This window comes from Chitinophaga sp. CF418 (genome assembly GCF_900142925.1).
Lineage (GTDB): Bacteria > Bacteroidota > Bacteroidia > Chitinophagales > Chitinophagaceae > Chitinophaga.
Window position 1 is genome coordinate 316,504 of record NZ_FRCN01000009.1, and the last position, 23,075, is coordinate 339,578.

Annotated in this window: 21 protein-coding genes; 7 read left to right on the plus strand and 14 right to left on the minus strand. The window is 43.3% G+C overall.

Translation table 11 applies throughout. The features are described 5' to 3' along the window. Window positions 1-9 precede the first annotated feature (9 nt). From F3I09_RS20695 to F3I09_RS20705, 3 genes are all read right to left on the minus strand, one after another. Window positions 10-633, minus strand: a complete 624-nt coding sequence (locus tag F3I09_RS20695; protein ID WP_149696944.1) for a hypothetical protein — start codon at window positions 631-633, stop codon at window positions 10-12. Between the two features lie 156 nt (window positions 634-789). Then, entirely contained in the window at window positions 790-1,179 is a 390-nt protein-coding gene (locus F3I09_RS20700) for a RidA family protein (RefSeq protein ID WP_149696945.1), read from the minus strand. Between the two features lie 124 nt (window positions 1,180-1,303). Further along, window positions 1,304-1,867 (minus strand): Crp/Fnr family transcriptional regulator, encoded by a 564-nt coding sequence (locus F3I09_RS20705; RefSeq protein ID WP_149696946.1) that lies wholly within the window; start codon window positions 1,865-1,867, stop codon window positions 1,304-1,306. Window positions 1,868-2,091: 224 nt separating this feature from the next. On the opposite strand from F3I09_RS20705, the gene F3I09_RS20710 reads away from it, so the two are divergent. Continuing rightward, complete coding sequence (locus F3I09_RS20710) at window positions 2,092-2,685, plus strand: hypothetical protein (protein WP_149696947.1); 594 nt, start codon at window positions 2,092-2,094, stop codon at window positions 2,683-2,685. Between the two features lie 101 nt (window positions 2,686-2,786). Here the strand turns inward: F3I09_RS20710 and F3I09_RS20715 are convergent, their stop codons facing one another. The 4 genes from F3I09_RS20715 to F3I09_RS20730 form a co-directional block, all read right to left on the minus strand. Next, window positions 2,787-5,570 (minus strand): pre-peptidase C-terminal domain-containing protein, encoded by a 2,784-nt coding sequence (locus tag F3I09_RS20715; protein WP_149696948.1) that lies wholly within the window; start codon window positions 5,568-5,570, stop codon window positions 2,787-2,789. A gap of 346 nt (window positions 5,571-5,916) precedes the next feature. Continuing rightward, the gene (locus F3I09_RS20720) at window positions 5,917-6,480 is read right to left on the minus strand and encodes a hypothetical protein (protein ID WP_149696949.1); all 564 of its coding nucleotides are present in this window, start codon (window positions 6,478-6,480) and stop codon (window positions 5,917-5,919) included. Window positions 6,481-6,679: 199 nt separating this feature from the next. Then, on the minus strand, window positions 6,680-7,216 hold the full coding sequence (locus F3I09_RS20725; RefSeq protein ID WP_149696950.1) for a hypothetical protein: 537 nt from the start codon (window positions 7,214-7,216) through the stop codon (window positions 6,680-6,682). Window positions 7,217-7,331: 115 nt separating this feature from the next. Beyond that, the gene (locus F3I09_RS20730) at window positions 7,332-7,553 is read right to left on the minus strand and encodes a hypothetical protein (RefSeq protein WP_149696951.1); all 222 of its coding nucleotides are present in this window, start codon (window positions 7,551-7,553) and stop codon (window positions 7,332-7,334) included. Window positions 7,554-7,935: 382 nt separating this feature from the next. Between F3I09_RS20730 and F3I09_RS20735 the strand changes: the two genes are divergently transcribed. Then, entirely contained in the window at window positions 7,936-9,930 is a 1,995-nt protein-coding gene (locus tag F3I09_RS20735) for a cellulase family glycosylhydrolase (protein ID WP_223233320.1), read from the plus strand. A gap of 245 nt (window positions 9,931-10,175) precedes the next feature. After that, window positions 10,176-12,047 carry an amidohydrolase gene (locus tag F3I09_RS20740; protein ID WP_149696953.1) on the plus strand — a complete coding sequence of 624 codons (1,872 nt, stop codon included), beginning with the start codon at window positions 10,176-10,178 and terminating at the stop codon, window positions 12,045-12,047. A gap of 70 nt (window positions 12,048-12,117) precedes the next feature. On the opposite strand, the gene F3I09_RS34805 is transcribed toward F3I09_RS20740, so the two are convergent. Continuing rightward, the gene (locus F3I09_RS34805; protein ID WP_223233321.1) at window positions 12,118-12,210 is read right to left on the minus strand and encodes an FG-GAP repeat protein; all 93 of its coding nucleotides are present in this window, start codon (window positions 12,208-12,210) and stop codon (window positions 12,118-12,120) included. A 166-nt stretch (window positions 12,211-12,376) separates the two neighbouring features. Between F3I09_RS34805 and F3I09_RS20745 the strand changes: the two genes are divergently transcribed. Further along, a complete protein-coding gene (locus F3I09_RS20745) occupies window positions 12,377-12,718 on the plus strand; it encodes a HopJ type III effector protein (RefSeq protein WP_149696954.1) in 342 nt (113 codons plus the stop codon). Window positions 12,719-12,854: 136 nt separating this feature from the next. Here the strand turns inward: F3I09_RS20745 and F3I09_RS20750 are convergent, their stop codons facing one another. The 3 genes from F3I09_RS20750 to F3I09_RS20765 all read right to left on the minus strand — a co-directional run bounded on the left by F3I09_RS20750 (window position 12,855) and on the right by F3I09_RS20765 (window position 16,319). Continuing rightward, the gene (locus tag F3I09_RS20750) at window positions 12,855-13,349 is read right to left on the minus strand and encodes a hypothetical protein (RefSeq protein ID WP_149696955.1); all 495 of its coding nucleotides are present in this window, start codon (window positions 13,347-13,349) and stop codon (window positions 12,855-12,857) included. Between the two features lie 760 nt (window positions 13,350-14,109). Then, window positions 14,110-15,192, minus strand: a complete 1,083-nt coding sequence (locus F3I09_RS20760) for a hypothetical protein (RefSeq protein ID WP_149696956.1) — start codon at window positions 15,190-15,192, stop codon at window positions 14,110-14,112. Window positions 15,193-15,233: 41 nt separating this feature from the next. Further along, window positions 15,234-16,319 (minus strand): helix-turn-helix transcriptional regulator, encoded by a 1,086-nt coding sequence (locus F3I09_RS20765; protein WP_149696957.1) that lies wholly within the window; start codon window positions 16,317-16,319, stop codon window positions 15,234-15,236. Between the two features lie 774 nt (window positions 16,320-17,093). Between F3I09_RS20765 and F3I09_RS20770 the strand changes: the two genes are divergently transcribed. Next, the gene (locus tag F3I09_RS20770; RefSeq protein ID WP_149696958.1) at window positions 17,094-17,543 is read left to right on the plus strand and encodes an SRPBCC family protein; all 450 of its coding nucleotides are present in this window, start codon (window positions 17,094-17,096) and stop codon (window positions 17,541-17,543) included. 129 nt (window positions 17,544-17,672) lie between these two features. On the opposite strand, the gene F3I09_RS20775 is transcribed toward F3I09_RS20770, so the two are convergent. Beyond that, the gene (locus F3I09_RS20775; protein WP_149696959.1) at window positions 17,673-18,485 is read right to left on the minus strand and encodes an AraC family transcriptional regulator; all 813 of its coding nucleotides are present in this window, start codon (window positions 18,483-18,485) and stop codon (window positions 17,673-17,675) included. Window positions 18,486-18,527: 42 nt separating this feature from the next. Next, window positions 18,528-19,499 (minus strand): aldo/keto reductase, encoded by a 972-nt coding sequence (locus tag F3I09_RS20780; protein WP_149696960.1) that lies wholly within the window; start codon window positions 19,497-19,499, stop codon window positions 18,528-18,530. A 152-nt stretch (window positions 19,500-19,651) separates the two neighbouring features. Between F3I09_RS20780 and F3I09_RS20785 the strand changes: the two genes are divergently transcribed. Next, window positions 19,652-19,906, plus strand: a complete 255-nt coding sequence (locus tag F3I09_RS20785) for a hypothetical protein (RefSeq protein WP_370512665.1) — start codon at window positions 19,652-19,654, stop codon at window positions 19,904-19,906. 52 nt (window positions 19,907-19,958) lie between these two features. On the opposite strand, the gene F3I09_RS20790 is transcribed toward F3I09_RS20785, so the two are convergent. Beyond that, the gene (locus tag F3I09_RS20790) at window positions 19,959-21,800 is read right to left on the minus strand and encodes a hypothetical protein (protein ID WP_149696962.1); all 1,842 of its coding nucleotides are present in this window, start codon (window positions 21,798-21,800) and stop codon (window positions 19,959-19,961) included. Window positions 21,801-22,076: 276 nt separating this feature from the next. Between F3I09_RS20790 and F3I09_RS20795 the strand changes: the two genes are divergently transcribed. After that, window positions 22,077-23,051: a hypothetical protein gene (locus F3I09_RS20795; RefSeq protein ID WP_149696963.1), complete on the plus strand. Its 975-nt coding sequence runs from the start codon at window positions 22,077-22,079 to the stop codon at window positions 23,049-23,051. The last annotated feature ends 24 nt before the right edge of the window (window positions 23,052-23,075 follow it).

The following is a 23,075-nucleotide window of genomic DNA, read 5'->3' on the forward strand; positions in this document are numbered from 1 at the left end:
AAACCGCTATTACTGTTTGTTACAGTTAAAACGCTCTCTTAGTCCTTTCATTTTTGTCCAAACCGGACTAGTGAATGGTTGTGGTGAAAGCTGATGGAACACGATCGTATTAGCTGTTCCGGGACATTTGATAACGTGTACCAAACAATTAAGCACCATAGGTTTTTTAGCCATATAATCCAGCATGCTGACAGTGCCTGAATAGGTAACCTCATCACCGGCTTGTGGCTTACCCAGTTTCTTTACCTGGGTAATTGTTTTCGTGACCATATCCGCGGGGATGTTGCGTTTTTCAATATTCCGGCCGATCAAGCCATCGTAATAGGCGTTTAAGTTTTTGTCGATGATCTCAGCACTGATCTTTTGCGATCCTTCCAGATACCATAAAAAGGAATACGACCAGTAATCCTCATGACTGGCTTCGCCCCATCCTTTTGCAAAACGGATATCCTCTACACCTTTATAGGGAATAGTGGGGGCAAACTCAATCGGTATCGGGAAACGCTCGATATCCCATCCTTCAACAGGCAAAAAGTACGGAGCCTTCCATGTTTCAGGATTGAACTTAGCTTGTTCCTGGCCAAAAGAATGTAAAGACCAGAGGCATAACAAAAAAAAGAGCATTTTTTTCATAGTCATTGAATTTATGTCCGGGCGATAAGCTGCCCGGGTGCATATAGGCATCAATGACTATGCCTGTTTTAAGAAGTCGCGATGGTCGGAAATGTGAAAGGCATGATGCCGGCAAAACTGTCCGGGAGTGAACGGTTAATGTTCGGGTTCGTACGATTATTTTACCACAGTAGCTTCCAACTCAACCTTTAATGTTTCAAAAAGACTTTTTACTTCTAACAAAGTAACGGCTTGTTTAATGCCATGCTTAGCTATCCAATCCTGAAAAATGGGGAAGTTAGGCCAGAGCTCTTCTGTTGAAGTAGTATATATATTGAGCCGCACGATATTCTTACACTCATACCCTGCTTCTCCGATCAATTGCTCCAGGTTTTGTATAGCCTGAATTAACTGGGAGTTCATGTCTGCATTACTTGAGGTCCCATCAGCATCTATAGCCGCCTGGCCTGAACAATATAATGTACCTTCTACGTGTTTTACTTCAACAGCCTGCGAATAACTACGTGCGTCCTGCCATTTCCATGGATTAATGCTTCTTATTTCCATTTTCTTCGGTTTTTGTGTTCGTGCCAATGCCGGCACTGTGTTTAACATTTACAAGTCAAAATTCCGAATAGCGAAGAACTTGATTTTTGACAAACCTCACGAATAAAAAGTGATGTTTGTCACACTATGAAGATAATCTGCTCAGGGTCTCGCGGGAAACTCCCAGATAGGCAGCAAGAAGGCTTTTGGGCACACGCTGAATAAGCGATGGGTATTGTTGAAGGAGCTGTTCATAACGTTCCTTGGCGTTAGACGTTATCAGGGATATTATGCGGCGCTGTGCCCCCAGAAAGCCAAAATTCGACTTTTCAAGGAAGAAACGTTCCATCTTCTGTAGGGCATTGCGTAGTTTTTGGTAGTCTTCGAAGGAAAGGCAGAAGACTTCCGTATCTTCAAGACACTCTAAAGACATGGTTGCTTTAGTCTGGGTATAGAAGGCATAAAAATCGCTTTCCCACCAGTCTTCCATAGCGAAAGAGACAATGTGCTGCTTCTCCGTATTATCGGTATACACAAGCTTTAAAAGCCCGGAAATTACAAAGTAAGAATACTTTACGGCATCTCCTTCCTGAATGAGGAATTGATGTTTCTTGAACTTTTTAAAGGTAAAATGAGTAAATACAAGTGCAAACTCATCGTCAGTGAGCGGTATGATCTTTTCTATATGTTCTCTGAGTTTTTCCTGCATAAATCCAAATGTGCACGCGTCTAATGTTGTTGTAATACCCAATTGTTATAATGGCAAAGTAAGATAAATTGGAGGAATACGCCAATAGAGGGGAGCTTTTGTTCGTTGTTTCGGCCTGGTCGCCATTCAGAAGGAGCACCTGTGAGCTGATAAGGTAGACACGTTGGAAATATTCAAATAAATTTGATAGTTTTGACCTTTACTTCATAAAATACCCTAATACAATGTCCCTGATCAGACCTATGTTCGTTTTTTTTTTCCTGATATTTTGTATAACCGCTTCCGCACAAACACAGCAGGCTGCACCGGATACCCTGTTCACTCAGAAGGATACGGCCTATTGGGTTTACAATTTCCGGCAGTTCCGGGATGCAGTTTATCAAGGCGATAAGGAGAAAGCAAAGGCATATGTGGAATTGCCCATTTCAGGGAAGAACAGCGAAATATGGTACCTGGCATATGGCCTTAATTCGGCGGCCAGCAAGGAAAAAGCCTTCACCGAAGCTGACTTTTATAAGTATTTTAACAGGATATTCGGAAAGGAATTCATTAACTGTATATTGAAGATCAAGACAGAAGAACTATATAAGACAGGCGAATATACTACCATAGAATTCGAAGACAGCCTCGCGTCAAAGAGTTATGGGATGATTGCAACATGGCGCAAACCTGACAACACTTTAATGTTAAATATGCTCTCAAGAACTGTCTACGTAGAAGATGGAAACGAGCAAGTAGGTGAGTTTGCCGTTATCTACATTTTCGAAGTCACAAAGAAAGGTCATATTAAGCTTAAATCAGTAGCCCTCGCAGGGTAGTATGTGAATCCTCTCTTTCCTGCAATGGTATTCACATCCTTGTAAAGAAAAAAAGCGGTCCATTGCTGAACCGCCTTTTCTTCCATCCATCCGTCAAAATATTATCGCTGCAATACTACTTTCCTTGAATTAGTACCATCAGAAATAATATAGATGCCATTCTGCAATGAAGATGGCAGTACTATTTCAAGACGGTTATATCCTGATACGACCCTGTACTGTTTAGTAAATACTACTTTACCGGTCATATCTGTTACAGTAATATATTGCAGTTTATTGCTTGTGCTGTTGAGTTCTGTGTACACCTTGCCGGTGGATGGTACAGGATATACATGCAGCTCACGGTCAATGGTTTTCCTGTTCTTACTTACCACTGCTATTTTTGGTGTACTGCTGATATTGGCGGTCAGCTTGTAACATACGGTGGTGCTGGACGCGCCGTTATAGCCAATTACCCGTACATAATAGGTGCCTACAGGAGCGTTGTTATATACGATCCTTTCGCTGGTAGTACTACCGTTCTCTGAGCTGCCCCGCAGTGTGCCTGTAGAGTCATACAGGTATAGATCATAATCTCCCGGCAGATTGCTGAGTAATATCTCAATATGCGGTTGAGCTGTGTTGTTGCTGAACTTAAACCAGTCTACATCTGTTGAAGATGAAATCTGTGAATTGATCTCCGTATTTACGCCGATAGTAGCGGCAGTAGCTTGTGTATTGTTTGGCTCAAAAGTGTTTGTACATGTCACAGAAGGTGTTGCATTAACCTGCAGATGGTAACATTTGCCGGCATTGAATGCACCGCTATAGCCATATACATATACATAATAGGTGCCGGCTGCTGCATTGTTATAAGTGATAGTCTCGGAACTGGTACCACTATTCTGTGACACGGCCAGCTGACTGCCCGTAGATGATAATAGCCTCACATCATAATCTGCCGGCAGGTTAGACAGGCTGACAGTGATGGTGTTAGTGCCGGTAGTAGTAATACGATAGTAATCCACATCACTGGCGGAAGCAATCAGGGCTGGGAGCGTATAACCGGTGGAGATGGTGGCCGCCGTGGCTAGTGTATTATTGCTTTCCAGCTGATCAGTACATCCTCCTATGATGATTGCATAGGTATGCAGTCTGTAGCAGATGCTGTCATACACAGCGCCATTGTAACCATATATCTGTATGTAATACGTACCTGGTCCAACTGTAGAAAAGAGCGAATCAGGAGTAGTACCTGTATTCTGTGAGCTGGCCAGCTGACTACCGGTAGAAGATAGCAGACGGGCATCGAAATTGGCGCCCAGGTTATCGAGGTAGGCGCTCAGATAAGAGCTGTCTGTCAGTACTACCTTGAAATAATCTGTATCAGAAGGTGTATTGATAGTTCCCCTGATATCAGTATCAGTTACAATAGTATAGGCTGTTGCCAAGGTATTGTTAGGCTCGTACATGTCCGGACAGGAAACATTAGTAGTGTCGCCACAAGGATAGTTGGTACCTGCCAGTTGCAAAATGCCGGTATTGTCGGGGTCCAGCCAGGGCTTTAACTGATGCAGTACATCTGTAGCATTGGATGTCCAGTTGTAGGACATCTTACCGTATTCATCATTCTTGTTAGCTGTAGATGCAGTGCAGCTGGAAGGACCTCCGGATAATTGTCCTACTATTTGACCTGCGCTGTTGAATAGGGGAGAGCCGGAAGATCCGCCTTCGGTCACACTCCAGTTAGTCTGTGTCTGTGCCCATACCGCTTTCCAGTGGGTATAGGGAGGACCTGTTGTATTGAAGTTGTCATCGGTAAGCGGCGTAGTATAGGTGGAGATCTTTTTAATATCGCCTGCCGGATGATGGATCGTCACACCACTCGGACTGGCCACATTATTGGCGTTCCAGCCTGCATAGTATACGTTGTAAGAAGCAGGGATAGACGAATTGAATTGCAGCAGCTGGAAGTCTGAACCGTCAGCTTCTCCGCTATCGCCTGATCTGGCACGCTGCACACAACCGGTGATGGTGTTGCTTACCGGCTCATTGGCAGGATTAGCACAGGAAGGCGCCTCGTAGTTGAAATAGAATATCCACTGATTGAAATCTGAAGCAGAGGCATTAGATCCACAGTGGTTAGCCGTCAGAAAATAAGGCTTGCAGTCGCTGCGCGCATTATTTACCAGTGCACCTGTACACAGATAAGCTGCACTGCCCAGTCTCAGTAAGATCCTGGCTACTGCACGTTTCTGATTCTGCCAGTTAGCGCCTTCAGGACAATTCACATTCACATTGCAGCTGCCGGCATCACCAAAGTCTTTCTGCTGGTTATTCCTTGCTTCCGGGATCCTTTCACTGTAAATGTTGTTCACGCCGCTGATAGTAAAGCGGCCCTGGCCCCTTACTGCACCAGGTTCATAATACTCTATAATACAAGCATTGCCTTTGAGTATTTCAGTAGCAAAAAGGCCGCCTTCCTGGTTATTGGCACTGGTATAACTGCCGATCAACTGGGAATGATCTTCATTGTATACAAACAATGAAGCGCCCTGGGGCAAACGAAAATTGTTATAATACAGGGAAGTTGCCAGGGCTCCCTGTACATCGATCTTCAGACGCCATATGCGGTCGCCGTTGGATAATGTGCTCCAGGTACCTGTATTATTCAATGAATAATCTGTAGGAAAGATAATACCTACACGCAATGGTAATCCTTGTTTTTCGCGTTGTTCATCTTCTTTTCTGAGATTAGCCTGGGATAACGAAGGGATAGTTTGGATTGTGATCTTCTCAGCCAGATTTGCTGAATAACTATAGGGTCTTCCGCCCCTGCTCACCTGGGCGTTGGATATATGGCATGCGAACAGCAGCCATAACAGTAAGAATAACGGTTTTCTCATAATGAGGTGTTTTAGGGTTTTAAAAGAGAAAGCATATATTTTTCTGGGATGGATGGGTTACAATAGGATTTGTCAGAACACGGTGCCTCAGTGGTATGCTATGCGAAGTTAGTGGGAAAGACTGCTGCTGTATATCATGTCTGTTTTGTGAGAACGAAAGGGGCCAAAGTACCTGGAGCTACTTCATTTTAATAAGGCAAAATAGAGCGCCTGATGAATAAAAAAGAACCTGTATCAAAGGTAAGACACAGGTTCTTTTATCCGGGTACCTGATCGGGTCAGGTAATCTTTTATATACGTCTGAGGATATTCGTTTATATTCCTACATCCTCTTCTGTTCGTTTAGTTAATAATTCGTGGCTTTGTGATATGCGGCATTTTCTGCATCCCTTATCGCTTTCTTTGCTTTCAGGTAGTTCCATGCTTCCGACAGGTAGCCGAACGTGGCCAAAAAGGCTATAACCCACCAGCCTATACTCCAATATAAGTTAGAATTTGAGGATGCTTTTTCGGTGATCCTTTTTATGTCTTCCTGTGGTTCAAAAGAACTGTAAGAAGGATCCGATTTTGCATAATACAAAGGCATTTCTGCAGATGTAGGAGGTGCTGACAATGTTCTTTCTCCGTTGTATGGTCCCTGGCCATTTACTTTATAGGTGTATGTTACCTCGTAATGTTTCATGGGCACACCCATGACCTTGATCGATACCTCTTTGTAAACGGGATCTACTTTTGCAACTGCAACCGTATTATCCTCCATCATGGCTTTGAGTACCGGAATGTATTTTGTTTCTTTTTGCCTTTCCCGGTGACTGGAATAGCACCCGTTGGCAATGAATATTATAAAGACGATACCGATTATCGGTCCGATTTTAATAGGATTTTTCAGTGTAGGTCGTTCCTGGCTCATAGGTTTAGGAGTGTTTATGGGGTGCAAGATATAAAAGTATATTAAAATAATAGCATGTGTTTTGAGGTTGGCTGCAGGCCTCCGGAGGCTTTTTTTGCAGTCGGCGGGGCAGGTTTGCCGGAGAGAAAAGAAAGAGGGTGCCTCAATTACCTGAAGACACCCTCTTTTTTGTTGATTATAGCCTGAAAATAGCGTTGATTTACCCGCACAGGGCCTCCGCAAACTTTTTGGTTGTATAGGCCTTAATAAGCTTATAAGACGCCTTTAATGCATCTGCGGATTTTTCGCCGGAGGGAACAATGTTCTTGTCTTCCATGAAGCGCAGTACCTGGTCGCCTTTTATATACGTACGGTATTCGTTCTTCGTTTCCGGACCATCGGCAGGACCACCGATCTGGGACTCGTAACTGAAAATGAGTTTACCTGACTGGAAATAGAATTCGCGGCTCCAGGAACCGTCGCCTATACTACCGGACTCCACGATCTTTACAATCTCCTTTTTCTGGTTAAAGAAATATTTGACCTGTCCATCTTCGGCACAGCCGGCAGACTCGTATTTAAATACCTCTGCAGTGACTGTAGCGGTGTTTATGTTTTTATACGCTGTTCTGATGGCAGCTATAGCGGCCGAAGTATCCATAGCGCTTTGTTCTGTTACCTGTGAAGCATAGGTTTTTGCGCAGGTTATACAAACCACTATTGAAAGAATAAACTGAAGACGGATTAATACATTCATTTCGGTTAATTATAGTATGAAAATATGAAATGTATTAGAAATGAAGCGTTAAAATATTTAAAGATAAGCAGCAAGCGTTTATGTATGGGGTAACCCCCATCAGACAACAAATCCACTACCGGACCCTTGGCACCTGCCTGTTATCTGATCTTCTTCTAAACCAGTGCCGTTTCCACATAAAGAACCCGCTGAGCACCACGATGGGAAGGAAAACAAAACGAACCGCATTAGCAGCCGCAGGAATAGTGGAGACAGGACCGTAAATATAACCGAGAATGGGTATGCTCAGCAGGATGTGTAACCACCGGATAATCTTTCTTTCTGTAGATGCTTTCATGTAGATACGCATTTAATTCAGTACAAAGCTATTAACCGGCAGCCAGGGAAATATGGGCTGTAGATTTGGACGGTAAATGTGTAGACGAAAAGGAAAAGAATGTCGAAAGCCTTAGGAGTACTCACTCTTTATCCCTGCTAAAATGAGTAGGGAGATCTTCAATATACATCATATATTTGTTTGATATAACCATTATAGCGGCTTTTATACCATATCATTATTAACGTGAACAGTGCTATATGCAATTTTGGAACCTGAGCAACCTATGTCCCTTAGATAATCTAAATAAATACAAAGAATGAAAAACTCCTTAATGAAACCAGTTATCCTATTAGTAAGCTTTTTTTTAGCGGTACGAGGCTACTCACAAACACCAGTGTCAATGAACGGTCAGCTTAAAGTAGTTGGCACAAAACTTTGTAATCAGAATGGCTATCCTATTCAACTAAGGGGCATGAGCACCCATGGTATTCAATGGTACGCCAGTTGTATTACAGACGCCTCGCTGGACACGCTCACCCGCGACTGGGGAGCAGACATCTTGCGCGTGTCGATGTACGTTCAGGAAGATGGCTACGAAACCAATCCATCCTACTACACCTCCCTGGTTAAACAATTTGTAAATAAAGCAACAGCCCGGGGTTTATATGCATTGATAGATTTTCACATGCTGACGCCCGGTGATCCTAATTACAATACCAGTAGGGCAATAACGTTCTTTACCGATATTGCGAATACTTATAAGAACAATAATAACGTGCTGTATGAGATCTGTAATGAACCGAATGGTGTAAGCTGGGCAAGTATAAAAAACTATGCAGACCAGGTTATTCCCGTGATCAGGGCTATTGATAACGATGCTGTTATTTGTGTTGGTACAAAAGGATGGTCATCGCTTGGGCTTTCAGAAGGCAGCAACGCGCAGGATATTATAAACAATCCGCTTAACTATCCCAATATCATGTATAGCTTTCACTTTTATGCCAAAAGTCACCAGGATTATTATATAAACCATCTGGACTGGGCATCTGATCGCTTACCTGTTTTCGTTACGGAATTTGGCACGCAGGAAGCATCTGGCGACGGCGCCAATGATCTTGTAATGGGACAAAGATATATGGATCTGCTGCGGAATAAAAAGATCAGCTGGACAAACTGGAACTATAGCGACAACCCGCTCAGCGGCGGAGTATGGACTAGCGGTACCTGTTCCGGTAACGTATGGACAACCAGCAAACTCAAAGAAGCAGGCGTTTTCATTCGTAATAACATGAGAAGCCCGGATGATTTCGGTTCTTCCGGCAATAACCTGGCATTGGGGAAAAATGTGACTGTTTCCTCAACGGAAGACGCTACGCTCACCGGTGCGAATGCGGTAGATGGTAATGGTTCTACCCGCTGGGCCTCCGCTTTGTATGCAGATCCTCAATGGATCACAGTCGATCTGGGCAGCAATTACAATATCTCACAGGTTAAGATAAGCTGGGAAGCTGCCTATGCAAAGGACTATCTGTTACAGGTGTCAACAGACAATGCTACCTGGACAACAGTGAAGACCATACAGGGGAATACATCGCTCAGTAATGATCATACGGGATTATCCGTTACAGGCAGATATGTTCGTATGTATGGCACGGCTCGTGGCACCACCTATGGCTATTCTATCTACGAGCTGGAGGTATATGGAACAAAGGTATCAGCTTCAAATATTGCGTTGAATAAACCAGTAACTGTATCTTCTGTAGAAGGAGCAGGGCTTGAAGGCAATTATGCTGTTGATGGCAACACATCTACACGCTGGTCTGCCACTATGTATGCAGATCCTCAATGGATCACAGTAGATCTGGGTAGCAGCTATAATATCTCACAGGTTAAAATAAGTTGGGAAGCCGCCTATGCAAAGGATTACCTGTTACAGGTATCGACAGACAATACTAACTGGACAACAGTGAAAACCATACAGGGGAATACCTCGCTCGGCAACGATCATACTGGTTTGTCCGCTACAGGAAGGTATGTTCGCATATATGGAACAGCACGCGGATCGGATTATGGCTATTCGATCTATGAGCTGGAAGTATATGGGACCAATGCTGCGAGACAAGCAAATGTGGAAACTACTGCGGTTAAGAACAATGTGCAACAGATCACCGTATATCCTGTTCCCGCACATGATCATGTGCTGATCACTATTCCTGATGGGGTGCAACAAAAAAGCCGGATTAGCCTTTACGATATGAACGGGAAGGTATATTTCTCCGGATTGGCAACCGGCAGTACTTATAATGTTAATGTTAGCAAACTCCCGGCAGGTATGTACATTATACAAATCATCAACGGAGATAAAAAAACAATAAAGAAAATAGTGAAAGAATAAATACCAGCCCATATATATCTTTTCTAATGAGAGGTTATATATGGGCTTTTTAATTTTTTGTGTTCCCCAACTGTTCAATTTGCTGCTCCTTCTTCAATACCCCACCTGTAGGTATATGCACTGGTAAGTGAACAATTTGATATCATTAGCTGTATTAAGTGGGATTTAGTCTCAATTCCTGAAATGCTCCTGATAAATCCGGATTTATCAGGAGCTTTCCTCATGCAACCAAAACCTCAAATAATATGGAAAACCAACATGTACACCATGATTCCTGCACGCACTGTGCCTGTAACAATCCGATACTGACAATACTGAAAGATGAGCTTTTCAGTTCGGAAAACTTTTCCTCACTTCCAACAGCAAAGAATAAAGTCAAAGAAGAAAAGACCCAGGCGCTGATGATCAGCGGTGGAACTATAAGGCCGATGATCAATGGGGCTGTTGAAAAGGTACCAGCCATAGGCTTCGCAGATGGGAATGTTGTGGTTACCGGTACCGAACAGCATGTAAAAGTATTTATGGAGCAACATCATCCCGGTTTTGCATCCAGGGTATTGCAACCCGGGCATACTTTACTACCTGGTCTTATTGAACCACATGTTCATCTTATACCTACTGCTATATTGATGGGATGGCTGGATGTCGGTGGGTTTGATGAACAGGATTTACGTCCTGGATATGATATGGAGATGGTTAGTGAAATCATTAAACAGGAGATACCTTTTGTGAAGCCAGGACACTGGATTTTGGGAGCCGGTCTTGATCCGGCTTTAATGCCATTGCAAAAAGATAATAAGGAATTAATAACTGTAGATATTGACCGGCTGGATGCTATTACCGAAGAGGTTCCCCTAATGCTAATGAGTGCTTCAATGCATACGCTTTACGTGAATACCCCGGCACTGAAGGCAGTTTATTATAATGAAAAGAACAAACATTTACGGAAAGAGTATCCTGAGTTCAAAGATTACCGGGAGGCCACACACGGACAATTGCAGGAATCAGCAGGTATGCAGCCTGCCCTCATAACAATCCCGAAGCCGCAGATGGACGCCATGTTCCTGGAGTCATTTACGCACCTGAAAGAGATTTTCCAGACGGTCAATAAAAGAGGAACAACCTTTGTGTATGATGCCGGGATGAACAATCAGCAGAAAGAGTTGCTTGATGCCTATTTATTGGTACACAAGCGGGCAGTGCGGATAGGCGCAGCCCAAATAGTTCAATCAATGGATGATGCGAAAGCTTTACCTGATTATGCTCCTCCCGCTGAATACAAGGATGTATACATTGGGCATGTAAAAGTGATTTCCGACGGTTCCAATCAGGGATTAACAGGGTATCAGTCAGAGGCCTATCTATGTAAGCCGGAGAACAACTATGGTGTATTTAATTTCGGAGATAATAAGAGACCATTGAATGCCCCACAGGATTTCAAAGACCTGATAGACGCCGTCATTGCCAAAAAGGGCTGGCCGCTGATGCTGCATGCCAATGGTAACCTGGCCATTCAGTTTGCTATCCAGGTGTATCAGGAGTATATATCCCAACCAAAGGAGAGTGTACGTCACAGGATAGAACATTGCTCTTTAATAACCAAAGATCAGTTGAAAACGATGAAGGAGCTGGAGGTATCTCCGAGCTTCCTGATTGGTCATGTGGGTTATTGGGGATATGCTTTCCGGGAAGCTATTTTCGGCGACAAGACTATCATACTTGATCCTTGTAATACTGCGCTTAACGAGGGACTGAAAATAACACTGCATAGTGATCATAAGGTAAGTCCGCTGGGGCCTTTAAGAATGATGGAGCAGTCGGTTACGCGGATAATGGAGGCCGATCCCGAACTTGAAGTATTGAATGCGCCGGAATGTATTACAGCTGAGCAGGCATTAACTGCGGTAACTTATGATGCTGCATGGCAATGTTATGCTGAAAAGTGGACCGGTTCACTGAAAGCAGGCCACTTTGCTGATTTTGTTATCCTGAAGCAGGACCCGCTCACAATGAAGGATCCTTATATGAATATGCGGAATATAGAAGTACTGGAGACCTGGGTAGGTGGGCTGCAGGTATATAGTAAGCAGGATGTGAAGAAGATGAGTATGATATAGGATATGAAAGGAGGAGCCATCGTTTTTAGACAATGGCTCCTTTTTCTGTTACGTTTAAATTATTGTTTAACTATTTCCTCACGGAATATCTTGCTGCCATTCTGGATGGTAACACGATAATATCGCTAAACCCATCTCCGTTGATATCCCCTGCAAATTCCACTTTATGCCCGGAATATGCGTTATCTGATCAACTGAAGAGAGAAATTTTATGAATCCTGGGGGGATGATCTGGCAACTTGAAAGTAAATTTCTATTTTTGGCCCGTTAAATGAGTTTACTGAGGTATCCTGTATAGCCTCACATTAGTTTAAAACATGCCATTCTGAATGAAAGAACAAATAATTATGCTGATTGAAAAATTGAAATCGAATACACTCACGTTCAAAGAGGTGATTGAATTTATAGAAGCCAGGTACCAGCACCAACCAACGGCTTTTAAAAATGGGGAAGCATATAACGAGGCAACTCAGAATCAGGGTAGCGCGAAGGTTTTTGCTTTCGCGCAATTAAACAACCTAAGCCAGGAAGATACACTGTATTTATTTGCAGAACATTATCAATCGGTATTAAATAGTCCGGATGGAACTGATCATCAGAATATCAGGCAATTTATGAAGCACGGCTGGTCTGGAGTGGTTTTTGAGGGACAGGCGCTGCTTGCGAAATAGTTTTATCTGTGTTACTTCACGGTAGGCGCAAAGACGTTCTTCTATTGAGAACTGTGTTGCATAACTAAAATAACAGGAAGGGAAGCATAGCGCCCCTTCCTGCTATCATTTGCCGCGAAAAAAATAAGTGTTTGTTTTATGATCCGCAGTTAGTGGTGTTATACAGGAAAAGGAACTGTGTACCACAACCGCCGTCAAGGTAGGTGCCAAGGCCTCCGTTACGGGTAGTCCGGTACTTACAGCCATATGTTGTTCCATCGGCAAAAAAGAATTGGTAACTGGAAGCAGCAGCAGGGCCGCTTGAGGTCCATTCCACCAGCATATAGGTGGTATTATTACCGTCTACATAACTACAGGTACCGTCAAAGCTTGGAGTACTTACAGATTGATTGCCAGGTACTGTGAGCGTGTAATGATTATTCACCGCACCATTAGGCCCAAGCGAAATTTTAATATCGACACTTACTGAATACGGCGTATTGTTTACCACCGTTATATTGTCAGCGCCATTTCTACGGGTTGCTTTTTTGACTTTTTCTTTTACAGGTGGCGCAGTTGGCCTCTTGTCAGCATTATTAAAGGACATAAATGGCAGTACTAATACCATTAGAACAATGCTTAAATTTTTCATAATAACAGGATTTTAAAGGGTAATGAATATATGTGAGAGGTATACCGCGGCTATATACCAGGTTAACGAAGGGAAAACATTACATACTAATGGTTTTTGAGTAGAGCAATCAAATGGTTAACGAGCTATGTGAAGCTAATTGAGTCAAATATACGAATATCTGGGATTCGGCCAACCAGATTCGATGAACAAAACATAAACAAGTGGATAACGCAATGGGAGCAACGATTGCCTTGTTTTGAATTAGCTATTACGGACAAATTTTAGCAGTGATATGTTGACGAAAGATAATACGGTGTGATTCGTGTAATGTATAACCTTGAGTTATTCTTTGCTTATTGCATGGTTGTGTACAAAATATCAGGTTTAGTTTTAATTTTATTGCGTTAAAATGGCTATATCATGAAGAACAATACGCCTGACTGGGCAAAATAGCCCGCTATGCAGCTTTTGTGGTATCGGGGCAGTTTGCATTTACGATCATTGATGATGAGGGGAACGAAAAGATTATCAGGTTCAGTTTTTCTGATGATTTTCTGGCCAATTGTGAGAGCTATTATCGCATGGCTCCATCGGCTGATGTATTTACCTGAATGTGGCCATGCGCCTATGATGGAAAAGCCTTCTCAATTTAATATGTTGATGGAAGAATTTTTAGCCTGATGGATACTGCTTGTTTTTTATTACAGCTGGTAGCATTCCAGAAAAAAACAACCCGGCTTTTTGAGAATGTTCTCAGGAAGCCGGGTTTGTGATCCGGTTAAGGTTCCGGTAGTTTCTCAAGCTTCATCTCTAGTATATTCGTCCCTAATTGTCCTGCGAATAAATAATCTCCTTTTTTATCAGCCTTCTTTAGACTACCTGAAAAACGCGTGTTGAAGCCCACCGGGTAGCGCCATTGTACCCGCAAACTATCTGTTCCAGGGTCATATTGATATGTTCCGATATACCTGTTGTTATAATGATTGAATTCAAGCACAAAATCGTCCAGCCAGTCCATATACACAGTGGTAAGCACGCTGTCTTTGGTACTATGAGCCGCTATAGGCCTGCCATTTATCATGAGGTGATTGACCCTGTACTTGCCGGTAAATTGTGGATGTTTGTCCGGATAGGTATAAGTTGCCAGTAGAATCAGTGGCAGTAATATCACTGTTGAACGTAATATGTGTATAGTACGGTTGTTAAGCGCCGTGCTTGTTATGGCCGCGGGTAGCGCATGGAAGAAGAACTTCACGAGGTGGGTCCGGTACTGCATCATCAGGTATATGACCCCGGCCATTAAAATGATGGCATGCAGCAACACTCCTGTAGGTAGATGATAAAAGACGTCTATCAGGATGATATTTAGCAAAATGGGTACCATACAGATCAGTCCCAGCAACCGGGTTCGCGGCCATAATAGCAGATAGGCGCTTGCCATCTGTGAAATGGCAATTGATACCGTAAAGGGATAGGACCGCCTGAAATAGGCCCAGGTAAGGGTCTCTCCGTCGAGACTGTTAAATGGAAGATCCAGTATTCCAAGAGGTACCACCATTTGCAAGTGGAAGATCTTTTGCCAGCCAAATGACGCCAGGTCGAATGCCAGGGTATAGGCAATAAGGGTCTGAAAGAAAATGAGTCTGGCCACGGAATTTCCCTTTCCGACCTTTTCCTGCTGTTGCCAGACAAAGGTATACGCCACGAAAATCAGCAGACATGACCAGGAAAGGGTCCAGACAGTTTTTATGGGGATCAACGTTAGGAGATAACGGGCCATAACCCGCCGGAAAACAGCGGCGACAATAAGGCCAGCCAACAGACAAACGAACAATTTTCGGGAGAATCTTACATGTTCCATAGCTACCAGTTTTTTTGCAATAGTAGCCAGGGAAGTACATTTTAATGCCCCGTTGTATCCATCCGAACCAGTAAATCCCGGTATTCGGCGGGCGACATGCCCTCGATCTTTTTGAAAGTGGTGTTAAAGGTGGTTTTAGAGTTAAATCCGGCCTCAAATGCGATACCCAGGATACTGAGGTGCCGGTGCTTTTCTGAAAGCATTAATTCCTTTACACGGGTCACTCTGTAATGGTTGATATATTGATAAAAATTTTGATTGTACCCTTTATTAAGCAGATAGGATAGCTCATGAACGGATATCTCCATTTTGCCGGCCAGTTGAGGAAGATGAAGGTCGTTATTGGTAAATAGTTGCTCCTGTTCCATTAATTGGGCCAGGCGGGCTTTCAACCGCGAAATATCATCTTCCGTCAGCCTTGGACTGGTGGTTTTCTTTTCAATGACCTCCTGCAGGGCAGGTTTTTCCGTTTCTGCATATGGGAAAATCTCTCCCTGTCGCAGCGAAAAGAAGGCGATCACATATATAGCTAATAAATAACCTATGCCCGTAAAGCGTTCCAGATCTCCGCTCACCCGGAAAACCTGGTTATACCAAAGTAACATTAGCACAGCGATCCCAAGCAGCATGTATCGAAGCCATTTCAGATCTATCTTTTGAACCTCGGCGCTTACTTCGCGGATCGAATTACTGTGCTTGCGTAATAGGTTGAAGGAGAGTATCCAGTAAATGAGCATTTGTAACTTAACGCTGATGCCGACAAATCGTCCCCAAAAATGGGGCAGGTGAGGACCTCCGAAGAATAATAGCGGCAGAAACAATACCGCCGGCAAAAAATGCAAATAATCTCCCCGTTTCCAGGAGCGCCGGACAGCAGTAAAATACAGCACACTCAGGTATAGTGAGGGCGCCATCGCCAGGCGGATGGATTCGGTTAGTGGTACGAGAAGCGGGTAGCGTATATCCAACCCTGTCTCTTGGGCAATAAATGCCAGTACGGCGCTACCGGCGCAGAGAAAAAAGCCGCCAAGCCAGGCATTGGCAACCGGGTTTGCCCTGGGAGTATTGCCGAAATGCGCGAGGGCCAGTACCAACATACCTCCGCAGGTAAGATAATACGTCGTCATAAAAAGCAGATGTAGAAAATGGGAAATTCCATAAACTTTCCTGTTTTTTTTTGATGTATGCTGCCTGATGTTGAAATCGATATTTTAGAAGCTTTTGGTTGCATTTGAATAGGCTTTGAGATGGCTTCGGGATTCGTTTGAACAATGTTTCTCCTATGTCTATCTTACGTTCATCCTACGTCTTTGAACGTAAGATGAACGTAAGATAGACATAGGAGAAACGAATCTCAAAGCCTATTCAAAGCATGTTGTATTAGTACATAAAAACTTTACAGTTTTTATGGTGAGGTTCAGGATTGACTTTACAGTAGTCAAAGTGGACAAAAGGAATAAACAAGATATGAGGGCTTTATGTTTGTTTGTATGCGTTACATCAGATTTATTGATATTTCCGTCCCCACGTTTTTGCGTCCTGTGGACACGTTTTGGCGTCCTATGGGCATAGCCTGAAATGACAGGGTTTATCGTGCTAATATTGTATCAGCAATCGCGATCAACAGGGCTGGGCCTAAAGCAGGGGAGGAGCGCCTCCTGTTTTACCTGGTGATCATGATGGCATAGCACTGGGACAGGAACTTGATAATTTGGAGGCCAGGTCGCAAACAGCCCTTTAAAATGTCTAATGTAGCCTCTATCCAAATTTAATCTTCTCACCATCTTTGCCATGTCGAAGTTGATAAACAAACAACCGGCATAAAAAGCAAGTGGAGCAGCGACCACTTCAAAAACGGGCGGAGCCGAAAAGCCAGATGAGTAGGAACAAAAATGTATCTTATGTCAAACAATACTGTTTTGCTACACAGAGTTCTTAAGACATCTCCGGAGAAAGTATACCGGGCATTTACTGAGCCTGCTGCAGTCGCTTCATGGTTGCCTCCTTATGGATTTATTTGCACCGTTCATGAAATGAATGTAAGTGTAGGTGGTTCTCACAAAGCATCATTCCAAAACTTTTCAACCGGCAATAGTCATTCATTCGGTGGGACATACCTGGAGCTCAAACCTAATGAGTTTTTGAAATACACTGATAAATTTGACGATCCCAACATGTCTGGAGAAATGACTACCTCGGTATCACTTAGGAAAACCATCGCAGGTACGGAGATAAAAATTACACAGGAAGGAATTCCTGCAGCGATCCCTGCAGAAATGTGCTATTTAGGCTGGCAGGAATCGTTGGAAAAACTGGCTAAGTTAGTAGAGCCTGAGATTCCAGATGCATGATCCGGGATTAAATACTATAACTATAATGGCCCCACCAGGACAGCGGTAGCAAAGATCAAAGTGTTATAATAACCTGTCTCTTTTCGTAGGTCATTATAACACTTTGATAGCGTGAAATAATTGATCGCCCTAAGCCAACCATTCGGTAGGTGCCTTGCCGAATTTCTTCTTAAAAGAATGCGAGAAATGAGAGAGGCTTTCAAAGCCTAAATCAAGATAAATTGCAGATGGCTTTTTGTTCTTTTTTTCTATAAGATGCCGGGCTTCCACCAATCTCCTTTCCAGTAACCACTGCCGGGGTGCCATCGTAAATATTTTTTGGAAATCACGCTTGAACCCGGCAAGACTCCTTCCCGTGAGTTGTGCAAATTTCTCAACGGGAACGTTGTAATGAAAATTGCTGAGCATGAATTTTTCCAGATCTATCTTATAAGGTTCCGAAAAGTCGAACAGGAATTTCCTTAGTTCGGGCATAGTATTCAGGAGAAGAAGAATAGCCTCTTTTACTTTTAGCAAACCCACCGCTTTGGCTATTCTTTCTTCCGGGTGCCGAACATATGGAATCACGGATTGAAAGAAGGCCTGCAAAAAATCGTTTCCGGGGATAAGTATGTTGGACGGACCTGTATATTTTTGTCCTGTCTCTATTTGTTCCTCCAGGGCGATTTCCCTGAGCAAGTCTTCTTTCAGGCTAATGACAATTGTTTGATAATCCTCACCGTCCAAAGGCGTCTTTGTGATTTCTCCTAATTGGTTTTTTTGTATCAGCAACATTTGGCCGCGCTCCATTGAGATCTTTTGGTTAGCAGTTTCCAATGTGAAACGGCCTGAAACCAACAATACCAGCATATTGTGCTGCAGGAATGCTACCTTCTCTTTTTTTTGGGTTGCGAGATAAGAGAAGAAGAAGACCCCTGGGATTATTTCAGTTCGATTCGTCATGATGTAAAGATATAAAACAGTCAGCGCTTATGTGCAAAGCCACTATCGCTGCAGGTATGTACCTCCAAGTATTGCACCTGGTGAGAAATGCGTATTGAGCGTATTCATTTCGTCAGGCGTGAACTCAATCTCCATGGCCTGTATGTTTTCTGCCAACCGTGATCTCCTGTTCATACTTACCAATGGAATGATATGATCTCCCTGCACATTTACCCAGGCAATTGCCAGTTGTGTGGGTGTGTATCCCTTTTCTCTTGCCATTTGCTTTAATACTTCGACTTTTTCCAGATTCTTTATCAGATTTTCTCCCTGAAAACGGGAGAAGTGATGCTGGTAGGCATCAGCCGGAAGAGGTGCTTTCATGTCACCGGTGAGTAAGCCTTCGGCTGTATTGGCAAATGCTACAACTCCTATGCCGAGCTCTTTAGCCGTAGGAAGCAGGTCACTTTCTATCTGGCGATCTGCCAATGAATAACCTATTTCCAATGCTGTTACAGGATGAACACTATGCGCCTTACGCAGTTGATCTGAAGTTATTTCAGAAACGCCGAGATGACGTACCTTTCCTTCTTTGATCAGGTCGGCAATAGTACCAATCACATCTTCCACCGGAACACTATTGTCAAGTCTGCACGGCTGATAAAGATCAATGGTATCTATACCCAAACGTACCAGAGAATAATTGATGAAGTTCCTGATGGCTATAGGGCGAAGGTCCAACCCAAGCATTTGATTGCCATAAAAGATCGCACCAAACTTGACACTTATGAAGGCATCATCCCTTCTGCCTTTGATGGCTTTGCCTACAAGCAGCTCATTGTGGCCGCTAGCGTAAAAATCTCCTGTATTCAGAAAGTTAATGCCGCTATCCAATGCTGTCTGAATGGTGGCAATGCTTTCATTTTCATCATTCCCCGCGCGTCCCCAAACAGGAGACATGCGCATACAGCCCAGGCCTAGTTTAGACACGAGTGGCCCATTTTGGCCAAGAGCTGTCTTTGTTATTGTTGTCATTGTTTCTATTTTTATTGATAACGATGCAAAGATCGGCTTCTGGACAGGCTAACCGTTTTCTTTGACGGCTCAATTTACTTGTCTGGGTGGCTCACCGGAAGAAGCAGTACTACCCGGCACTGAGACTAGTCCAGCCCGTTTCCGGCCAAAGCATGTTTCATGACTATCTTGAAAAGTATCCCGCAGGAGGAATACAGCACGTCGCCTTCCGTTTACCGGTAAGCGATTTCGAACGGATCACCAGCGAGCTGCGCGAACAAGGGTATGAAGTCCTCAGCGAAGTGGATCATCCAATTGCGAGAATGGCTTTCTTCGATACGTATCAAACGCTGGGTGTTGCCACGGAGATTATGGGCATTACGCCGGAGGGATGGGGTATTGTTAAACAAATGGAGAAGGCCAGGTGAGGAGCTGTTTATTATAGTCTCAATAGCCAGCCAGGGCTGATAACAGGATATTTTACCTTAAACCCTGCAAAAAGACATTCAGATCCTGATCCTTTTCCAGACCGAGTTTTTGCTTGATCCTATAACGGCTCATTCTGACACTTTTGGCCTCAACATGCATCAGCTGTGAAATCTGACGCGTATCCATCTGAAGATAGAGGTAAGCGCATAGTTTAAGGTCGAGTAGGGTAAGCTTTCGCTGTGCTTTCTCGTTCAGCAACTGGAAAAAATCAGAATGCACCTGCTGGATTTGTAGTTTAGCCTGTTCAAAATCATTGTCAAGGATCATTTCTTCTTTCAATACCTTTTGCATGTTTACTCCATTCCCTTCTGCCAGTTTGTCCTTCAAATTGTACAACATCTGATTTTTATGTTCTAATTGCAATGCGCTGGCCATTACTTCTTTTTTCAGCTGTTGCTGCTGCATCTCCATCAATTGCTGTTCGGCCTTCAGTCTCGCCTGTTCTTCCTTCTCAAACTTCAACTGCAGCTCGGAATCCTGCTTTTCCAGTTCCAGCTGTTTTTCACGTTGTAATGAGTAACGTAACCTGAAATGATAAGATCTGAATAAAAAGAACAGAAACAAGATGGATATGATAGTAACACAGATATATAAAAAGTTTTTTTGTTGCTGACTTCTCTCGCGTTCCTTTAGAAACCGCAGTTCGTTATTGGCCTTTTCCGTTTGATATTCTATTTCAAGCTTTTGGGCCTTTAATGCCTTTTGCTGGTCAAAGCTTTTGCCGCTATATTCATTTACGAGCTGCTGAAACTTAAGCGCATTCTTATAATCTCGCTGACCTTCATAGAAATCAGCCAGGCCCTTTGTTACATTGATCATTGTATAATAATAGGGTGGCTGCTGGGTCTGCATCACGTCATAGGCCTCCAGCAGATAGCGTTCCACATCTTCGTTCTTACCATCCCGCTTGGCATATTCACTCAGGATGCCAAGACTACTTGCTATCACCTCCTGGCTATTGGGGGCATCTTTTAAAACTGTCCGGGCTGTATTGGCATAATATATACCCTGCGCCTGTGCTCTGCTATCGGCAGAAGAGGCAAATCTGAGGTAGTAACTGGCAATATTAATACAGGTTATTGCGTAAGCATAATTATTAACCTGACCCGGATAATGTGTATAGAGGTTCTCTGACTTATTAAGGAAATATAAGATACTGTCAAGCACTGCCTTCTTACGATTTTCATCATATTTATATTCATAAGCAGTGGACATTGCATTATAGCAATTGCTCAGAAGCGTATAATCTTTGGTTTTTAAGGCGTTTTCCGTGGCTAAGGAGGCATAATGATAGGTCTGGTCTCCATTATTCCAGTTGGAATTGACTGCATACAACTGATAGTAGACCTTGGCGGCGATATAAGGGTCAGGGTTTTTCTCCAGTATCTTCAGGGCCATCTGACAGTACTTCATTACGGATTCCGGATGTTCAAGCATTTTAAACAGTAATGCTTGTCCGTAATAGGCATAGGCCATGGCAACAGGGGCGCCCGCCTTATTTGCCACTAAGAGTAAAGTATCGCTCAGTTGTTTAAGGTTGCCAAGTTCCTGTGCACTGATCCTGCTATTCAATAATACAAGATAAGCTTTGGTCGCGTCAGTATAATTCTTTATGCTCAACGCTATCGATATACTCTTCCGGGCGACGCCTATTGCCTTCGTATATTCTTTATTAACCCGGTAGAACTCTGCCAGCTGGTTTAACAACACTGGTTTCTCCTGCTCGCTTAAGTCTGGGTGGTCAATAACTGATTGCAGGCTGTCAGACAACCTGGTTTGCGCAAAACCACCTAAACAGATCAGGCAAATGAATAGCGACAATAAGGATTTCATACCGCCAATTTACTGTAAATCGATAAGACAGCAGATAAAACAATTAAAGAAAATGCTCTTTATGTCATATGTAATTATTTATATAACAATTAAATAAAGAAACCTGTAGTCATATTGTAGACACGTTTATACCAGAAAGTAGATATTCCGTAGCCACCTGAAGTTTGCTGTTGAAGAGATGTCTGTTGACCTTTGTTCCGGTAATAACGCGCCGATGGCTTCGCTTCTTCAGATGGAGGAGGAGGAGCATTTAAACAACATGATAAACATATCATTATGAGTAAACCAGGCCTTGGTATTTCTTTCTGGCTTTTGTATACACTCGGTTTTACCGTTGCAATGCCGGCCTTCCTCTATTACAATGGCGATATAGAAGAGTCACCACAGGAGAGCGCCGGTACCGCCTTTTTATATCTGGGCCTTGGCGCCGTCAGCTGGCTGGTTGTAATCGGGTTATATTGCCGTTTCTTCATTAAGCTGGTATTTACCGATAAACACCATTTGGAGAAAACCGCCAAAGAAGGAACTACCATCATAGCAAAAATCATCCGGAAAGTGAAGAAAGGCGTTATTCATGATGCCGTCACACTTGAACTCACACTGGCATTCAGCAACCTTGTCGGAACGCATATAGAGCTGCCCTACGAGCTGAACGATGGTAAGCCATTTGAAAACCGTTTCGAGGTGGGCAACACTATCGAAATGAGTGCCGGTATCAATGGTCAGGAGGCGATATTTGTTCCAAAATCATTGGAAGTCTTACGAAATAAAGGCGTGGTGCTACTCTATTCGCTCATTTTCATGCTTTTGCTTACTGCTGCCATCGTTTACCCTGTGTTTTCGTATAGATTCGAAAGTTTGGGAGCTGGCTGGCGTTTCCTTAGACTTTCGCATCCCTGGATTTCAGTACCGCTGATAAACATTGGTGTTGGCATATTTATAATGCTCCTGCTGCGTTTTATCGGAAAAGCATCGGGCGACTCGAAGCAATCGCTCCGCATGATAATGTATGGTATTAAAACTACAGGTACCATCTTAAGCTACAAGCAGACAGGCATGTACATTAATGAACAGCCACAAGTGCAATTTGAAATTGAATATACAGACCATCAGGATAACAGGCGTAAAACCGTTTTTAAAAAAATAGTTTCACTACTTGACGTTCATAAGCTCGATAATGGACCCAAAGAGATCATGTTTCTGCCAGACGAACCAGAAAAAATTGTATTTTATGAAGACCTCACGGTATAATATATTGACCATTCTGCTGACCCT

What these genes read in the sequence shown, in the direction of transcription:
- F3I09_RS20725 (WP_149696950.1), bottom strand. Translation starts at nt 7,216, where the DNA reads ATGAATGTATTAATCCGTCTTCAGTTTATTCTTTCAATAGTGGTTTGT.
- F3I09_RS20790 (WP_149696962.1), bottom strand. Translation starts at nt 21,800, where the DNA reads ATGAAATCCTTATTGTCGCTATTCATTTGCCTGATCTGTTTAGGTGGT.
- F3I09_RS20785 (WP_370512665.1), top strand. Translation starts at nt 19,652, where the DNA reads ATGTTTCATGACTATCTTGAAAAGTATCCCGCAGGAGGAATACAGCAC.
- F3I09_RS20695 (WP_149696944.1), bottom strand. Translation starts at nt 633, where the DNA reads ATGAAAAAAATGCTCTTTTTTTTGTTATGCCTCTGGTCTTTACATTCT.
- F3I09_RS20780 (WP_149696960.1), bottom strand. Translation starts at nt 19,499, where the DNA reads ATGACAACAATAACAAAGACAGCTCTTGGCCAAAATGGGCCACTCGTG.
- F3I09_RS20750 (WP_149696955.1), bottom strand. Translation starts at nt 13,349, where the DNA reads ATGAAAAATTTAAGCATTGTTCTAATGGTATTAGTACTGCCATTTATG.
- F3I09_RS20710 (WP_149696947.1), top strand. Translation starts at nt 2,092, where the DNA reads ATGTCCCTGATCAGACCTATGTTCGTTTTTTTTTTCCTGATATTTTGT.
- F3I09_RS20745 (WP_149696954.1), top strand. Translation starts at nt 12,377, where the DNA reads ATGAAAGAACAAATAATTATGCTGATTGAAAAATTGAAATCGAATACA.
- F3I09_RS20715 (WP_149696948.1), bottom strand. Translation starts at nt 5,570, where the DNA reads ATGAGAAAACCGTTATTCTTACTGTTATGGCTGCTGTTCGCATGCCAT.
- F3I09_RS20705 (WP_149696946.1), bottom strand. Translation starts at nt 1,867, where the DNA reads ATGCAGGAAAAACTCAGAGAACATATAGAAAAGATCATACCGCTCACT.
- F3I09_RS20735 (WP_223233320.1), top strand. Translation starts at nt 7,936, where the DNA reads ATGAACGGTCAGCTTAAAGTAGTTGGCACAAAACTTTGTAATCAGAAT.
- F3I09_RS20760 (WP_149696956.1), bottom strand. Translation starts at nt 15,192, where the DNA reads ATGGAACATGTAAGATTCTCCCGAAAATTGTTCGTTTGTCTGTTGGCT.
- F3I09_RS20700 (WP_149696945.1), bottom strand. Translation starts at nt 1,179, where the DNA reads ATGGAAATAAGAAGCATTAATCCATGGAAATGGCAGGACGCACGTAGT.
- F3I09_RS20795 (WP_149696963.1), top strand. Translation starts at nt 22,077, where the DNA reads ATGAGTAAACCAGGCCTTGGTATTTCTTTCTGGCTTTTGTATACACTC.
- F3I09_RS20775 (WP_149696959.1), bottom strand. Translation starts at nt 18,485, where the DNA reads ATGACGAATCGAACTGAAATAATCCCAGGGGTCTTCTTCTTCTCTTAT.
- F3I09_RS20770 (WP_149696958.1), top strand. Translation starts at nt 17,094, where the DNA reads ATGTCAAACAATACTGTTTTGCTACACAGAGTTCTTAAGACATCTCCG.
- F3I09_RS20720 (WP_149696949.1), bottom strand. Translation starts at nt 6,480, where the DNA reads ATGAGCCAGGAACGACCTACACTGAAAAATCCTATTAAAATCGGACCG.
- F3I09_RS20730 (WP_149696951.1), bottom strand. Translation starts at nt 7,553, where the DNA reads ATGAAAGCATCTACAGAAAGAAAGATTATCCGGTGGTTACACATCCTG.
- F3I09_RS20765 (WP_149696957.1), bottom strand. Translation starts at nt 16,319, where the DNA reads ATGACGACGTATTATCTTACCTGCGGAGGTATGTTGGTACTGGCCCTC.
- F3I09_RS20740 (WP_149696953.1), top strand. Translation starts at nt 10,176, where the DNA reads ATGGAAAACCAACATGTACACCATGATTCCTGCACGCACTGTGCCTGT.